The organism is Hymenobacter edaphi (assembly GCF_003258365.1).
Classification (GTDB): Bacteria; Bacteroidota; Bacteroidia; order Cytophagales; family Hymenobacteraceae; genus Solirubrum; species Solirubrum edaphi.
Map to the genome: position 1 here is coordinate 443,816 of NZ_QHKM01000003.1, position 16,024 is coordinate 459,839.

Sequence of the window (16,024 nt, forward strand, 5' to 3'; positions counted from 1 at the left end):
CAAATTACAGCGTCGGCACCCCGTTGACGGTGGTGTACTTCAGCACGTATTTTTTGTCGGGGTAGATGTGCTTGTAGGCGCCCTGAGCCATCAGCGCGGCTTCGTGGAAGCCGCAGAGGATGAGCTTGAGCTTGCCCGGGTAGGTGTTGATGTCGCCGATGGCGTACACGCCGGGCACCGAGGTCGAGTAGTCCAGGGTGTTCACCTTCACCGCGTCGTCTTCCAGCTCCAGGCCCCACTCGCCGATGGGCCCCAGCTTGGGCGTGAGGCCAAACAGCGGGATAAACGATTCCACGGCCAGGGTGCGGGCGGTGCTGTCGTTGGCGGTGATGGTCACGGCTTCCAGCGCGTCGGGGCCGTGCACGTGGGTCACGTTCGAGCTGAGCACCAGGTTCACCTTGCCTGCGTCGTGCAGGGTTTTCACCTTCTCGGCCGAGTCGGCGGCGCCGCGGAAGGTGGTGCCGCGGTGCACCAGCGTCACTTCCTTGGCCACGTTGGCGAGGAAGATGGTCCAGTCCAGGGCCGAGTCGCCGCCGCCGGCAATGACGATGCGCTGGTCGCGGAAGGTTTCCGGGTCGCGCACCATGTAGTACACGCCCTTGCCGCCCTCGTAATTCTCCAGGCTTTCGATGGCGGGCTTGCGCGGCTCAAAGGAGCCCAGGCCGCCGGCAATGCAGATGGCTTTGCAGTGAATCACGGTGCCGTCCACGGTGGTCAGGTGGAAGGTGCCGTCCTCCAGCTTCTCGAACTTCTCCACCCGCTCGCCCAGCGTGAAGGTGGGGTGGAAGGGCTCGATCTGGCGCATCAGGTTCTGCACCAGGTCGCCAGCCAGCACCTCGGGGTAGCCCGGAATATCGTAGATGGGCTTCTTCGGGTAGATTTCGGAAAGCTGGCCGCCCACCTGGGGCAGCGCGTCGACGACGTGGCAGCGGAGCTTGAGCAGGCCGGCTTCGAACACGGCAAACAGCCCCACGGGGCCGGCGCCGATGATGCAGATGTCAGTGGAAATGGTAGGGTGCATTACGGGGGGTAAACGGTCAGCGGAGCACGGCTGCGGGAGGGCGGCGCCGTTGGAATCAGGCTGATAACCACCGCCGGGGGCCAGAGGTTGCCGACAGCCTGCAAACGGTGGGCAAAGGTACGCCAGCCGGCCCAAACGCGCGCAAACCCACCCGCTGAAAGGCCCGCGCGGGCTGCGGCAAGCCGCCCGGCCTCCATATATTGCGCTTGTAAAGCATGCCGGCAACAAGCTGGAAAGATTTTGTAACCAGGTTTACATTAGTCATTGTAATCAGGTTTACAATGCCTGCAGCCGATTGAACACAAAAAAGCCGGCGCGGGAATTCCCGCGCCGGCTTTTCAACTAACGGACCTTGCTGCTAGTAACGGCCGCGGCGGTCATTATCGCGGCCACGGTCGGTGTGGTCGTCTTCGTCGTTCCAGCCGCGGCCGTACTGGCTGCTGCGGTCGGAGTTGGTGCGGTTGCCGTAGCCGCGGTCCATGTCGGTGTCGTAGTCGTCGCGGCGGCCGTAGGTCGACGAATCGTAGGAGCCGTAGGACGAGCCGTACGAGGAATTGTCGCGGCCCGACATGCCGGACATGCCCGAGCCCATGCCGCGGCTGCCGCGGTTCATATCCATATCCATGTCGTCGTTGCGGCTGCGGCGGCCCGAGCTGCGGCCCTGGTAGTCGTCGGTGTTGTCGTAGCTGCTGCGGCCGTAGCCGCTCGATGAGCCGTAGGACGAGCTGCCGCGGCCGTAGGAGGACGACCGGTCGTCGCGCTCGGCGGAGTCGCTGCCCATCCCCATGCCGCGGCGCGACGAGGAGTAGTTGGTGCTGCCGTAGCCGTCGTAGTCCATATCGGCGTTGCTGCGGCCCATGCCGCCCATGCCGCGCGCCGAATCCCCCCGGTCGTACGACGACGAGCCGCCGCGGTACTCGTCGCGGTCCATGCCCGACGACATCGAGCTGCCGCGGCCCGAGGAGCCGTAGCCGTAATCCGTCGAGTAGCTGCCGCGCCGGTCGTTGTCCATGCCGCTGCGGCCGTAGTCGGAGCGGCTCGTGTTGCTTTGCATGCCGCGGCTGCCGCGGTACTCGTCGCGGTCCATGCCCGAGTTCATGCCCGACATGCCCATGCCGGACATGCCCGAGCCCGTGCGGCGGCCGGCCGAATAGTCGCGGTCGGCGTAGTCATCATACGAGCCCGACATGCCCGAGCGGGAGCCCCGGTCCTGCGCGTCGTACGGCGAGGAGCTGCGGCCGGTGCGGTCTTCGTCGCCCGAGCGGCTGTTCCCGTTTTGCTGATTGCGGCCGCGGCTATCGTAGCGGTCCTCGTCGCGGTGCTGATTGTAATTTGCCATGGATGGGAATGTGTTTTGGGTTGGTCGATTATTTACTAGCCGGATTTTCGAAAAGTTATGGTCGAGCTTAAAAACGGGCTGGCCCGGGCAGGCCGGCGGTGAAGTCCTATCGGGGCCGGGAAAGTCACCATAACATCCGGGGCGGGGTTTTGCGTATACAGCCTATGTCCGCCAACTGATTCACAGTCAATGTCCAGCAAGTATTTTCACGACATTCCTGCGGACCTGCCCGAAGCGGAGCAGGCCGCCCGGCACAAACGGCAGAACCACGCCGAGTGGGGTATTGCCGTGGCTGCCCTGGGCGGCACCCAACCAAGTGCCGCCATCCTCACCGAACTCCAGCGCTACATCGACGGCGACCTGACCATCGAACAACTGGCCGGCCTGGGCCACCCGCCCCGGCCCGAAACCAAGGCCTTTGAAGCCGTAGTGCAGCGCGAACGACTAAGCCGGGCCGCCTGACCAGCCGGCCCCGACCCCATACGGAAAAGCCCGCCGAAACTTCGGCGGGCTTTTTTAATGAGCGCAGCAGCTCGGTGACGCAGGAGCCTCTCGGCTGCCGGCGCTACAGCCGGATGAGCTTGTGCTTGAGCGCGTACTGAATCAGGCCGATGATGGACTTGCTCTTGGTTTTGGTGAAGATGTTGCGGCGGTGCGTCTCCACGGTCCGCTCGCTGATAAAGAGCTTTTCGGCAATGGCCGCGTTGGAATACTCCCCGGCAATAAGCTGCAGGATTTCCTGCTCGCGGGCGGTGAGCGTGGCGGGCTGCTCGGCCGCGCCGCGGGCGGCGGGCACGTCGAGGTGCTCCAGCAGCGTGGCGCCCACCTCCGCGTTGAAGTAGGTGCGCCCGGCGGCCACCCGGCGCACGGCGGCCGTCAGCTCGTGGGCGGTGGTGTTTTTCAGCAGATAGCCCGCCCCGCCCGCGGCCAGCACTTCCTGCACCGAGGTGTGGTCGTGAAACATGCTGAGCACGATGATGCGCACGGCCGGGTGGGAGGCCCGGATGGCCTGCGTGAGCTGCACGCCCGACATCTGCGGCATGTTCAGGTCGACCACGGCCACGCGCACTTCGGGGTGGGCCGCCAGCTGCCGCAGCGCCTCCACGCCGGAGCTGGCCGTGGCGGCAATGTGCAGATCGGGCTCGTTTTGCAGCAGCACCCGCACGCCTTCGAGCACCAGCTGGTGGTCGTCGACGAGCAACACCGGGATGGTGTCGGGGGGAGGAGACGTGGCGGGAGCGGAAGACATGGGGCGCGGCGCAGGAAGGGGTTGGGTATACTAATAAACGGTATATGGATTCGTTCGGCAAAATAAAATCTGGTTATACCACTATTTTTAGAGCCGATGCGCGCCGCCGCCAAGCCCTGCTATCCAGGTCAGGCCAGCTTTCGTGGATTGATTGGCCCTGAGGCCCACCACGTTGCCGAGCCCCGCGCCGCGGCGGCCGCCGAGCCGGCTAGCCCGCAGAGCGGCGGCGGCCGACAACGCAAGGCGGCGGGCCTTATCTTTGCCAACCGGATTAGCAAACGAAGCCGTCAGTGGAGCCGCAGGAGCCTCAGCGCAAGATTATTCACCTGGATATGGACGCGTTCTACGCCTCGGTGGAGCAGCGCGACCAGCCGGCGCTGCGCGGCCGGCCGGTGGCGGTGGGCGGGGCGCGGCAGCGCGGGGTGGTGGCGGCGGCCAGCTACGAGGCGCGGCAGTTCGGGGTGCGCTCAGCCATGCCCTCCGTCACGGCCCAGCGCCTCTGCCCCGAGCTGATTTTTGTGAAGCCGCGCTTCGAGGTCTACAAAGCCGTGTCGCGGCAGATCCGGGCCATTTTCGCCGAGTACACTCCGCTGATCGAGCCGCTGTCGTTGGACGAGGCCTACCTCGACGTGACCCAGAACCTGCCGGGCCTTGCCTCGGCCACGCAGATAGCGCGGGAAATCCGGGCCAAAATCTGGGAGCAGACGCAGCTGACGGCTTCGGCGGGCATCAGCTACAATAAGTTTCTGGCCAAGCTGGCCTCCGACTTCCGCAAGCCCAACGGGCAGTTCGTCATCCGGCCCGAGCAGGGCCCGGACTTCGTGGCGGGGCTGGACGTAGGCGCGTTTCACGGCATCGGGCCGGCCACGGCGCGCAGGCTCAACGAGCTGGGCATTTTTACCGGGCGGGATTTGCGCAGCCAGCCGGAGGCGTGGCTGCGCCAGCACTTCGGCAAGGCCGGCGGCTACTACTACGCCATTGCCCGGGCCGAGGACCACCGCCCCGTGGTGCCCGACCGGGTGCGCAAGTCGGTGGGCTCCGAAACCACCTTTCCGCAGGACCTGACCACCATTGAGGAGCTCATCGACGGCCTGCAGCCCTGCCTGGACGAAGTGTGGGAGTATTGCCAGCGGGCCGACGTGCTGGCCCGGACGGTGACGGTGAAAGTGAAGTACGCCGACTTTCAGCTTATTACGCGCAGCCGCACGGTGCTCACGCCGCTGGCCTCGGCGGCCGTGCTCGTGCAGCTCAGCCACGAGCTGCTGCGCGGGCTGCTGCCGCTGCCCAAGGGCGTGCGCCTGCTCGGCGCGTCGTTGTCGACGCTGGAGCCGGCGGGCGCGGTGGAGGGCCGGCAGCTTTCGTTCGGATTCTGAGGGGCAAAGCGGTTTTGGCCGGCAATGCCGCTTATCTTTGAAGCCGGTTTTACGGCCGCGGACAAACGCGGCCGTTTTATCGGTTTTCGTAGCCACCAGTGCATATGCGCTTTTCTTTACTCGTTCTGGGGCTGCTGAGCGGCTCCGCGCTTCAGGCCCAGTCGATACCGGCCAGCTCGTGGCCGCAACTGGCCGGCCGGCCCGATTCCACGACGGCCACTGGCCAGCAGCAGCGCACCACGACAGCCGTAACGGTGCCGGGGCGCAGCATGAACTACAGCTGGAACACCAGCTCCCGGACGTGGACGCCGACGGTGATGCGTACCACCACCTACGACGCCGCCGCGCAGCCCCTGGTGGTGCAGGATGCCGATTCGGCGACGCAGGTGCCCACCAGCCGCAGGCAGTACACCTACACGACCAGCGGCTTGGTGGGCACCGTGCTGGCCGAAATCTGGAACAGCAGCGGCAGCTACACGCCCACCACGCTGAACACCTACACCTACGATGCGCAGGGCCACGTGATTCATTCGCTGGCTCAGACGTGGCAGAACGGGGCCTGGCAGAACAACAACCGCATCCTCATCAGCTGGGATGTGCAGGGCCGGCAGACCGAGCGCACAAGCGCTACCTGGACCAACAATGCTTGGCTAATACGCTCCGGCACCCGTAACACGTACCGCTACGCTCCCAGCGGCAGCGTGCTGGAAATAACCACGGCTGGGTGGAATACCCTCACCAGCACCTTTGATCTGCAGAGTCGGCAGCTCTTCACCTACGGGACCAACCCGCAGCAGTGGACCAACAGTATCATTCAGTTTATGACTGCCGGCACGTACGTCAACTACGTCCGCCAAAACAACGCGCAGTACGACGCCCAGGGGCGGCAAACGTATCTGGAATTTGACAGCTGGACGGCGGGCGCGTGGCAGCTATCCAGTCGGAACACGACAACGTACGCCCCTACCGGTCCGGGCCAGGAAATATTCAGCGAAAACTTGGTAGGCAGCAGTTGGGTAAACGGCTCCCGCGTTTTCTTCTCCTACGACGCGAACGGCAATGCCACCGGCCAGTACAGCGAACAGTGGCGCAACAACGCCTGGGTGCCCTCCTCGGGGCAGCGTTACCTGTTGCGCTACAACGCTGGTAACGTGGTTGATCAGCGCGTGGTGCAGGAAGCTAATACTTCCACCGGCGTGTTCGTCAACTCCACCAAGGAGCGCTACAGCAGCTTCCAGATGATTACGCTGGCGGCCAAACCCACGGCCCGGCTGCAAGCCGCCGTGAGCCTGTATCCCAACCCCGCCGCCGCGGGCCAGGCCGCCACGCTGCTGGTGAAAGGGCTGCGCGAGCAGCAGGCCCCCGCCACCATTGAAGTGCTGAACGGCCTGGGGCAGGTAGTGCATACCCGGCAGGAGCGGGTGCAGCAGGGCCGCATCGAGGCGCAGCTGGGCCTGGGCAGCCTGCCCGCCGGCCTCTACACCGTGCGCGTGCAAACGGGGGAAGGCGTGGTGGCCAAGTCGCTGATTTGCCAATAAGCCCGGTGGCCACAGCACCGCGCCCCGGCCGCTCCAACGGCCGGGGCGCGGTGCTTTAGGGGCGGGCCGTCGTTTTGCGGGCCTTGCCGGGCGCCGCCGCCTTGGCTGCGGGCACGTGCACCGGCTTGCCCTTGGCCCCGCCCGTGGGCTTGCGGCCGCGGGCCTTGCGCTTGGCGGCTTTGGCGCGCTCGGCCTTGCGGACTTCCCGGTTTTCCAGGCGCTGGGGCATGCGGGCCATCAGCCGGTCGCGCACGAACTGGCAGAGGTGGGAGAGCAGGATAACCTGGGTGCCGTTGAGCAGCTTGACGACGTCGCGGCGGCGCAGCAGGCTCACGTGGTGCAGGCCGTGGTCCATCAGGTACTGCTTCACCTCCGAGAGGCGCAGCAGGCCGGCCACGGCGCCGCGCTCCACGGTGGCGTTGTAGCGGGCGGGGCGGTGCGCGCGCAGCCCCTGGGCCGAGGCCACCAGCACGCCCACCCACTCGGGCACCGCGTCGAGCAGCTTGGCCAGGTGCTTTTCGGTCACGACAAAGGTCACGAAGTCGTAGGCGCGGGCGTAGCAGGGCAACTGGGCTTTCACCCGCAGCAGCGTGTCGCCGTCGCTTTTCAGCTCGTAGCCGTGCATAAACTGCGCGGTGATGTGCACCACGTCGGCGCGGGTGGTGCCGGTGGGGAGCTCATCGACGTAGACGCCGCCCTGGAGCAGCGGGTAGAGCAGGGCGCGGATTTCCGGGTCGTTCATGGAATCCCGAAGATAACCACGGCGGCCGGTGGATGCACTATCCTCGGGGCTGATTTGCGCGGTGCGGTGGTTCGTAGAGGCCGCTAATAGCTATCAGAATGCTCTATCCAACGTCAGAAACGCGCTTTTCGAGCACCAGCAACGTCAGCGGCTGCCGGGCCTGGCCGTGGCTGCCTTCGGCGGGCAGCGGCTCGGTGCGGCCGGTGGGCTGGTAGCCGCGGCGGGCGTACCAGGCCAGCAGGTCGGGGCGGGCTTCGAGCACCGTCATGCGCACCACCGGGCGGCGGTGCTGGCGGGCGTAGGCTTCGGCGGCCAGCAGCAGCTGCCGGCCGAGGCCCGTGCCCTGGTGGTCGGGCGCTACGGTGAGCAGGCCCAGGTACAGGGCATCGGCCTGCGGGTGCACGAACACGCAGCCGACGAGCCGGCCCGCGGCGGTGTGGGCCAGGAGCAGGGCGGCGTGTTCAGGGGCGTGCCGGGTGAGCAGCGCCTGCAGGGCCGCCTCGTCGGTGCGGGGGCCGCCGAGCAGGTGGCCTTCGGCCGTCCAGCCCACCGGGCCGCCTTCGCCGCGGTAAGCCCAGTTGGCCAGGGCGGCCACGGCGGGTAGGTCGGCCAAGGTGGCGGGGCGCAGGGGCATATCGGGAGTCATGGGGCAAAAGTACCGCGCATCGGGCGCAAAAAGCCGTCTGGCGGCGCGAAATGCGGCTTACCGGCGTAGGCGGGCGGGGCAAAGTTGAGTAGCTTGCAGCAGGGCCCCGGCCCGCGCGGCGCCACCCGGGGCTGAGCCCGGCACCACGCGGGCAACGGGCCGCTGCCCGCACCATCTTTCCTTACCGCCGCCCCCGCTTACCCCGCACTTCTGGCATGGCCAAAGCAAACAAGCGCCTTTCCATTGCCGACCTGGCCGCCGAGCTGGGGCTGTCGATTTCGACCATTTCGCGGGCCCTGAACAACGCTCCGGACGTGAGCGAGGCCACCAAGGCGCAGGTCTGGACCCTGGCCGACCGGCTCGGCTACCGCCCCAACAGCCTGGCCGCCGCCCTGCGCCGCGGGCGCAGCAACACGCTGGGCGTCATTGTGCCGCACATCAACGGGGCGTTTTTCCCGGCCGTGGTGCACGGCATCGAGGAGGTGGCCAGCCAGGCGGGCTTCAACGTGCTCATCTGCCAGTCGAACGAGGACGAGGCCCAGGAGCGCAAGCACGTGGAGGCCCTGCTCAAGGCCCAGGTCGACGGGGTACTGGTGTCGATGTCGAACACGACCAGCCACTTCGAGCACTTCGAGAAAGTGCGCCACCAAGCCACTCCGCTGGTGTTTTTCGACCGCATGCCCACGGCGCTGCCCAACGCCTGCGGCGTGGTGGTGGACGATTACCGCGGCGCCTACCAGCTGGTGGAACACCTGATCCGGCAGGGCTTTCAGCGCATTGCGCACTTCGCCGGGCCCGACACCATCAACACCACCGCCGACCGCCACCGCGCCTACCGCGACGCCCTGCAGGCCCACGGCCTGCGCTACGACGAGCGGCTGGTGGTGCGCCTGCGCGACTCCTCGACCGCGGCCGGCGCCGCGGCCATGCAGGCCCTGCTCGACGGCCCGGTGCGCCCCGATGCGGTATTTTCGGCCTACGATTTTCCGGCCGGCGGGGCCCTGCAGCTGCTGGAAACGCGCGGCCTGCGCGTGCCCCAGGACGTGGCCCTGGCCGGCTTCAGCAACGAGCCCTTCACGACGATGGTGCGGCCCCAGCTGACGTCGGTGGACCAGCGCGGGGAGCTGATGGGCAAGGCGGCCGTGCAGCTGTTTTTGCAGCTGCTCAAGCGCACGGAGTTTTTCACCGGCCAGCGCATCGTGCTCAAGCCCCAGCTTATCGTACGGGATTCGTCGTTGCGGTAGCGGCGCCCGCCGTACGCCTTACCCCCCACTTCCTCCGCAAAGGCAATTCGTATCACTCAGCCTGCGGAGGAGCCTGGCGTTTGCTTTTCGCTTCGAGGTAAAGTTCTATGCGCGTCTCTGCAGGCTGATGCTCCGTTCCGGAATCTGCTACAGGAACGCACAAAAAACGGCGCCGGCCCGTCCTGCTTAGAGGACGAGCCGGCGCCGTTATCGACAGCGCCGAAGCGGGCCGCAGGCCTACCAGTACACCGTGTAGAGCACCGTCAGCAGGGCAATGACCACGGCCGAGCCGATGGCGAAGCTGCGGTGCGGGCGGAACATCGAGGCGTCGACCTCCAGGCCCTTGGGCTGCACGCCGCGGCTGGTTTCGATGAGGCTGATGATGACCATGGCCACCACGCAGAACACGAACACGATGCCCATGCGGTCGAGGAAGGGAATCACGTACATGCCGTTTTCCTTGGGGTCGGTGCTGGGGGCCGCGAAGCCGATGGGCGCCAGGAAGGAGAGGTCCAGGAAGCGGGGCAGGAACTTCAGGAACACCGAGGCCGCGAAGCCGCCGATAGTGGCGAACAGGGCCGCCGAGGAAGTGGTTTTCTTCCAGAAGAAGCCCAGGATGAACATGGCGAAGATGCCCGGCGACACGAAGCCGGTGTACTCCTGAATGAACTGGAAGCCGCCCTTCTTGTCGATGCCCAGGAACGGGGCGATGAGCACGCCCAGCACCATGGCCACCACCACCGAAATCTTGCCCACCGATACCAGCTTCTTCTCCGAAGCCCCGGTGTTGATGACTTTCTTGTAGATGTCGAGGGTGAAAATGGTGGCAATGGAGTTGGCCTTGCCGGCCAGCGAGGCTACCACGGCGGCCGTGAGGGCGGCGAAGGACAGGCCTTTCAGGCCCACCGGCAGGATGTTCAGCAGCACCGGGTAGGCGCGGTCGGGGTTCAGCTCGCCGTCCTGCATGAACTCGGCCGGGCCGAACACGCCTTCCTTGTAAAGCACGTAAGCCGCGATACCCGGCAGCACCACGATGACGGGCATCAGCAGCTTCAGGAACGCGGCGAACAGGATGCCGTTGCGGGCGGTGGGCAGGTCGGCGCCGAGGGCGCGCTGGGTGATGTACTGGTTGCAGCCCCAGTAGTTCAGGTTCACGATCCACATACCGCCGAGCAGCACCGTCAGGCCGGGCAGGTCGAGGTAGTGCGAGTCGTCGCGCTTCAGGATCATGTGGAAGTGGTCGTCGGCCAGCTTGGTCATCTGCGAGAAGCCCGCCAGCACGCCCGACTGCCCGTAGTGCTCGGCCACCATGTTCAGGGCCAGGTAGGTGGTAGCCAGGCCGCCCAGAATCAGGAAAAACACCTGAATCACGTCGGTGAAGCCGATAACCTTCATGCCGCCCAGGGTAATGATAACCGCGAAAACGGCCAGGGCAATCATGCACAGCTGCAGGTTCAGGCCCGAGATGCTGCTCACGGCAATGGCGCCGAGGTAGAGAATCGAGGTCAGGTTCACCACCACGTACAGCGCCAGCCAGAAAATAGCCATGATCATGGCCACCGTGCCGTTGTAGCGCTGGCTCAGAAACTGCGGCATCGTGAAGATGTGGTTCTTCAAATACACCGGGATGAAGAACGTAGCCACGATGACCAGCGTCAGGGCCGCCATCCACTCGTAGGTGGAAATGGCCAGGCCGATGGCGAAGCCCGAGCCCGACATGCCCACGAACTGCTCGGCCGAGATGTTGGAGGCAATCAGCGAGGAGCCGATGGCCCACCACGTGAGCGAGCCTTCCGCCAGAAAGTAGTCCTTGGAGTCGCCATCGGCGGTGCCGTCGTGGCCGGTCTTGCGGCGGTACACCCAGATGCCGTAGCCGGCAACGATGAGGAAGTAGACGAAAAAGACGACGTAGTCGAGAGAGGAAAGTTGATGCACTGGCAGAAGCGTGGAGGTAGGCAATGGCGGTAAAAATCAGCATTGCCGCCGAGAGTACCATCCTGTAGGGGCGGAATTCTCGGCGGCAAGCGGGATTTTTGCGCTTAGATGTAGCGGTTGATCAGGTTCTCCAGGTACTCCTGCCGGCCGCTGATGATCTGCGGCTCGCCGTGCTCGGCGGCGTAGTCGCGCAGCTGCTCCAGCGTCAGCTCGCCGCGGCGGAAAGCGGCGCCGGCACCCTCGTCAAACGAGGCGTAGCGCTGCTGGCGGATCTGCCGGTAGTCCGACTTCTGCAGCACGTTGTCGGCCGTGATGAGGGCGCGGGCGAAGAGGTCCATGCCGCCGATGTGGGCGTGGAACAAGTCCTGCACGTCGGTGGAGTTGCGCCGGATCTTGGCGTCGAAGTTGATGCCGCCGCCCTGCAGCCCGCCGGCTTCCAGGATGACCAGCATGGATTCCGTCAGCTCGTAGATGTCGTTCGGGAACTGGTCGGTGTCCCAGCCGTTCTGGTAGTCGCCGCGGTTGGCGTCGATGCTGCCCAGCATCCCGGCGTCGGCGGCCACCTGCAGCTCGTGCTGGAAGGTGTGGCCGGCCAGCGTGGCGTGGTTGACTTCCAGGTTCAGCTTGAAGTCCCCCAGCAAATCGTACTGGCGCAGGAAGCCGATGACGGTGGCCGCGTCGTAGTCGTACTGGTGCTTGGTGGGCTCCATCGGCTTGGGCTCGATGAAGAACGTGCCCCGGAAGCCGTTGCGGCGGGCGTAGTCCTTGCACGTGTGCAGGAAGCGGGCAAAGTTCTCCTGCTCGCGCTGCATGTTGGTGTTGAGCAGGGTCATGTAGCCTTCGCGGCCGCCCCAGAACACGTAGTTCTCGCCGCCCAGCGCGATGGTCGCGTCGATGGCCGCTTTCACCTGGGCCGCGCCGTGGGCCAGCACGTGGAAGTCGGGGTTGGTGGCCGCGCCGTTCATGTAGCGGCGGTGCGAGAAGAGGTTCGCGGTGCCCCAGAGCAGCTTCAGGCCGGTTTCCTGCTGCTTCTGCCGGGCATATTCCGTCATCGTCTGCAGGCGCCGCTCGTTGTCGGCCACGTCGTTGGTGTAGTCCACCACGTCCACATCGTGGAAGCAGTAGTAGGGCAGGCCCAGCTTGGTCAGAAACTCGAAGGCGGCGTCCATCTTGGCCTTGGCGCGCGTGATGGCGTCGCCCGCCGCGTCCCAGGGAAACAGGTGGGTCGGCTCGCCGAAGGGGTCGGCGCCGGAGCCGTTGAAGGAGTGCCAGTAGGCGCCGGCGAAGCGCAGCCACTCCTTCATGGGCTTGCCCGCCACCACGCGGCTTTCGTCGTACCAGCGGAACGCCAGCGGGTTGTCGGACTCCAGGCCTTCGAACTTGATGGTCGGAATGGCGCTGAAAAGGGTCTTTTGGTCGAGAACGGTGCTCATATGCGTAGGAAGTGAGTTGAGATTTTGTGGTCGGGGGCCGCAGGGCAGGCTTTGGTGCCGTTAGGCCGTGCATGTCGCGAGGACCGAGACATTTCGCTGGATCGTAATTCCATTCATCGGGTTATTCCCGGAGTCAACCCGCGAGATGCAGCGGCAAGCTCGACGTGACGTTCTGGGGCTTCGGCCGGCCCTTCGCTCTACATTTTAGTCAGGGCCGCTTCGGGTTGCGGCAGGCGGGCCAGCAGCTCGGCTTTCCAGCGTTGATAGGTCTGCTCGTACACCGCGGCCTCGTCGTTGGGCTCGATGAGCTGCAGGCGCTGCACGTTGTGGAAAGCCTCCTCGGGCGTGGCGAAGGTGCCCGCGCCGATGCCCGCGCCCAGGGCCGCGCCCACGGCGCCGTCGGTCGGGTACAGCTCCACCGCCAGGCCGGTGGCGTTGACGAAGGCCTGGGCGAAGACCTCGCTGAGGAACATGTTGGTCTTGCCGGCCTTGACGACGGTGGGGTGCAGGCCGTTTTCGCGCATCAGATCCAGGCCGTAGCGGAAGGCAAAGGCCACGCCTTCCTGGGCGGCGCGCAGCAGGTGGCTGGCGGTGTGCACGTTCAGGTCGAGGTGCAGGAAGTGGGCGCCCACCGGCTCGTTGGCCAGCATGCGCTCCACGCCGTTGCCGAAGGGCAAACACAGCAGCCCCTCCGAGCCGGCCGGCACCTGGGCCGCGCGCTGGTTGACTTCGGGGTAGCTCAGCTCCCGGCCCACGGCCTGCTTCACCCAGCGGTTCATGCTGCCCGCCCCGTTGATGCACAGCAGCACGCCCAGCCGCACTTCCTCGGCCGAGTGGTTGACGTGGGCAAAGGGGTTGACGCGCGAGAGTTGATCCACGAACAGCTGGTCCGTCACGGCGTAAATCACGCCCGAAGTACCCGCCGTGGCCGCCACTTCGCCGGGGCGCAGCACGTTCAGCGAGAGGGCGTTGTTGGGCTGGTCGCCGGCTTTGTAGGTGACGGGGATGCCCACCGCGAGGTCCAACTCCTCAGCCACCGAGGCGCGCAGGCGGCCGTGCTCGGCAAACACCGGCTGCACCGGCGGAATCAGCGCCTCGTCGAAGCCGAAGAAGCGGAACACGTCCTCGGAAAGCTGGTGCGCGGCGAAGTCCCAGAAAATGCCTTCCGACAGGGCCGAAATGCTGGTGGTGGCTTCGCCGGTGAGCTGCAGGGCCAGAAAGTCGCCGGGCAGCAGCACCTTATCGATGCGCTGGTACGCTTCGGGCTCGTGCTCCTTCACCCAGGCCAGCTTGGCGGCGGTGAAGTTGCCGGGCGAGTTCAGCAGGTGGGTGCGGCAGCGCTCCGGCCCGATGGCCTCGAAGGCCGCTTCGCCGTAGGGCACGGCCCGCGAGTCGCACCAGATGATGGCGTCGCGCAGCACGTGGTGGTGCTCGTCCACCAGCACCAGGCCGTGCATCTGGTAGGCAATGCCGATGGCGCCGATGTCCTGCGGATTGTAGCGCTGGGTGGCGTGGGCCAGCAAGATGGCCTGCTTGGCGTCCTGCCACCACTGCAGGGGCTGCTGCTCGGCCCAGCCCGGCTGCCGCGCGAGGATTTCGCGCTCCGTATCGGGGTAGCTCACCGCGGCCAGGCACTGCTGGGTGGCCGCGTCCACCACCGCCACTTTCACCGACGAGGTGCCAATGTCAATTCCTAGGAGAAGCATGGGAATGAGGGAGTTGTCAGGTGCTGGTTGGCAGTTGTCAGGTTGTTCAGGTTGCCTGTACTGACAACTCGCAACTGACACCTACCAACTTTCTTACTCGATTCTAAACCAGTCGATGTCGGCGTTGCCGCTGTCGTTGAACTTGCCGGGGCGGGTGCAGAACAGGCCGACTTTGGCGCCGATCCACTTGCCTTCCCGGGCCTTGAACTCCTGCCCGAGCGGCTGAAAAGTCTGCCCGTCGAAGCTGTAGCTGAACTGGCACAGCGCGCCCGCCTTCACCGCCACGCGCAGGTAGATGGGCTGTTGGGCCTGAGCGACGGATAGCGGCACGGCGGGCATGGTGGTTTCGGCCGAGCCCTTGTCGGCGTCCTTGCACGTGCTCTGGCTGAGCTGCAGCTTGCCCCCTTGGTTGGTCAGGCTGAGGTAAGCGTAATCCAGTCCCATCATCACCAGCCCCACTTTTTCGCCTTCCAGGCGGGAGTCGAAGCGCAGCTTGGTGGTGACGGTGAACGTCTCGGCGGGCAGCTTCTGCAAGAGCAGGTTGGGCTGCTGCCAGAGGTTTTTGTAGCCTTCGGCCAGGGGCATGGCGTAGAGGCGCAGGTAGCCCTGCGGCCCGTTCAGAAACGCCCAGTAGTCCTGCGGGTTAGCGTGCCACTGCCACTGCAGGCCCAGCTGGTTGGCGCTGAACTCGTCGGAAGTCGGGGGCGTGGCCAGCGGCTGCGACTTGCCCTTAATCTTGGGCTTGCGGTAAGCCAGCACCGGCTGGCCTTTGCCGTCCCCGTCGGGGTCTTCGCCGATGACGGGCCAGTCGTTTTTCCACTGCATCGGCTGCAGGTGCACCACGCGGCCGTAGGCGTACTGGTCCTGGAAGTGCAGAAACCAGTCTTCGCCCGCGTCGGTATCCACCCAGGCGCCCTGGTGCGGGCCGTTGACGGTAGTCTTGCCCTGGTCCATCACGATGCGCTCCTCGTAGGGGCCGTACACGTTTTTGGCGCGCAGCACCAGCTGCCAGCCGGTGGGCACGCCGCCGGCCGGGGCGAAGATGTAGTAGTAGCCGTTGCGCTTGTAGAACTTCGGCCCTTCCAGCGTGGGGTGGCCCTGGTGCCCGTCGAACACCAGCGCGTCGGGACCAATCAGGCGGAGCCCGTCGGGCGCCATCGGCGACACGGCCAGGATGGTTTTGATGCCCGCCCGCGAGCCGGCGAAGCCGTGCACGAGGTAGGCCCGGCCGTCCGCGTCCCAGAGCGGGCAGGGGTCAATCCAGCCCTTGGCTTCCTTGATGCACACCGGCGCCGACCACGGCCCGGCTGGGTTCTTCGCCTTGGTGACGAAAATGCCCAGGTCGGGGTCGGGGTAGTAGATGTAGAACTCCTTGTTGTGGTAGCGCAGGGCCGGAGCCCACACGCCGTTGCCGTGCTGCGGCACGGCGTAGCGCGCCAGCGGCGGCTGCTCGTTGAACACTGCCCCGATCAACGACCAGTTGACCAGGTCTTTGGAGTGCAGAATCTGCAGGCCCGGCACCGCGTTGAAGCTCGACGACGTCAGGTAAAAATCGTCGCCCACGCGAATGGCGTCGGGGTCGGAGTAGTCGGCGTAGAGCACCGGGTTCTTGTAGCGCCCGTCGCCCAAATCGGGCACCCACACCTTCGACACCGGGCTTTGCGCCGGCACGGCGTGGGGACGCGCAAAGCCGACGATGGTCAGCAGCGCCAGCCAGTAGAGAGAGGGAGGCAAAGCTGGCACCGGGCAGAAAGCACGAAGCCGGAAAGCGAAGCGCATGGGGTGGGAACGGGCGGGC

At 65.9% G+C, this 16,024-nt stretch carries 13 protein-coding genes; 4 read left to right on the forward strand and 9 right to left on the reverse strand.

Annotated elements, in window-relative coordinates; translation table 11 throughout:
* Positions 1-4: 4 nt before the first annotated feature.
* Together DLM85_RS12325 and DLM85_RS25475 are read right to left on the reverse strand one after the other, a co-directional pair.
* Complete coding sequence (locus tag DLM85_RS12325) at positions 5-1,021, reverse strand: NAD(P)/FAD-dependent oxidoreductase (RefSeq protein WP_111478404.1); 1,017 nt, start codon at positions 1,019-1,021, stop codon at positions 5-7.
* 358 nt (positions 1,022-1,379) lie between these two features.
* Positions 1,380-2,360, reverse strand: coding sequence for a hypothetical protein (locus DLM85_RS25475; protein WP_165822122.1), 981 nt, complete (start codon positions 2,358-2,360; stop codon positions 1,380-1,382).
* Positions 2,361-2,549: 189 nt separating this feature from the next.
* On the opposite strand from DLM85_RS25475, the gene DLM85_RS12335 reads away from it, so the two are divergent.
* The gene (locus tag DLM85_RS12335) at positions 2,550-2,822 is read left to right on the forward strand and encodes a hypothetical protein (RefSeq protein ID WP_111478405.1); all 273 of its coding nucleotides are present in this window, start codon (positions 2,550-2,552) and stop codon (positions 2,820-2,822) included.
* 103 nt (positions 2,823-2,925) lie between these two features.
* Here DLM85_RS12335 and DLM85_RS12340 read toward each other — a convergent pair whose 3' ends face one another.
* A complete protein-coding gene (locus DLM85_RS12340) occupies positions 2,926-3,609 on the reverse strand; it encodes a response regulator transcription factor (protein WP_111478406.1) in 684 nt (227 codons plus the stop codon).
* A gap of 290 nt (positions 3,610-3,899) precedes the next feature.
* Here DLM85_RS12340 and dinB point away from each other — a divergent pair, with 290 nt between their 5' ends.
* Together dinB and DLM85_RS12350 are read left to right on the forward strand one after the other, a co-directional pair.
* A complete protein-coding gene (gene dinB / locus DLM85_RS12345; RefSeq protein ID WP_279387748.1) occupies positions 3,900-4,982 on the forward strand; it encodes a DNA polymerase IV in 1,083 nt (360 codons plus the stop codon).
* 104 nt (positions 4,983-5,086) lie between these two features.
* Positions 5,087-6,520: a T9SS type A sorting domain-containing protein gene (locus DLM85_RS12350; protein WP_111478407.1), complete on the forward strand. Its 1,434-nt coding sequence runs from the start codon at positions 5,087-5,089 to the stop codon at positions 6,518-6,520.
* Positions 6,521-6,575: 55 nt separating this feature from the next.
* On the opposite strand, the gene DLM85_RS26205 is transcribed toward DLM85_RS12350, so the two are convergent.
* Positions 6,576-7,262 carry a sce7726 family protein gene (locus tag DLM85_RS26205; RefSeq protein WP_111478408.1) on the reverse strand — a complete coding sequence of 229 codons (687 nt, stop codon included), beginning with the start codon at positions 7,260-7,262 and terminating at the stop codon, positions 6,576-6,578.
* 103 nt (positions 7,263-7,365) lie between these two features.
* Positions 7,366-7,908, reverse strand: a complete 543-nt coding sequence (locus DLM85_RS12360; RefSeq protein ID WP_111478409.1) for a GNAT family N-acetyltransferase — start codon at positions 7,906-7,908, stop codon at positions 7,366-7,368.
* A 215-nt stretch (positions 7,909-8,123) separates the two neighbouring features.
* On the opposite strand from DLM85_RS12360, the gene DLM85_RS12365 reads away from it, so the two are divergent.
* Positions 8,124-9,152, forward strand: coding sequence for a LacI family DNA-binding transcriptional regulator (locus DLM85_RS12365; RefSeq protein ID WP_111478410.1), 1,029 nt, complete (start codon positions 8,124-8,126; stop codon positions 9,150-9,152).
* Between the two features lie 237 nt (positions 9,153-9,389).
* Here DLM85_RS12365 and DLM85_RS12370 read toward each other — a convergent pair whose 3' ends face one another.
* The 4 genes from DLM85_RS12370 to DLM85_RS12385 form a co-directional block, all read right to left on the reverse strand.
* Positions 9,390-11,087, reverse strand: a complete 1,698-nt coding sequence (locus tag DLM85_RS12370; protein WP_111478411.1) for a sodium/sugar symporter — start codon at positions 11,085-11,087, stop codon at positions 9,390-9,392.
* A gap of 104 nt (positions 11,088-11,191) precedes the next feature.
* Entirely contained in the window at positions 11,192-12,520 is a 1,329-nt protein-coding gene (gene xylA / locus DLM85_RS12375) for a xylose isomerase (RefSeq protein WP_111478412.1), read from the reverse strand.
* A gap of 197 nt (positions 12,521-12,717) precedes the next feature.
* Positions 12,718-14,226 carry a xylulokinase gene (locus tag DLM85_RS12380; protein ID WP_111478413.1) on the reverse strand — a complete coding sequence of 503 codons (1,509 nt, stop codon included), beginning with the start codon at positions 14,224-14,226 and terminating at the stop codon, positions 12,718-12,720.
* 93 nt (positions 14,227-14,319) lie between these two features.
* Complete coding sequence (locus DLM85_RS12385; protein WP_424321694.1) at positions 14,320-15,969, reverse strand: glycoside hydrolase family 43 protein; 1,650 nt, start codon at positions 15,967-15,969, stop codon at positions 14,320-14,322.
* Positions 15,970-16,024: the final 55 nt, after the last annotated feature.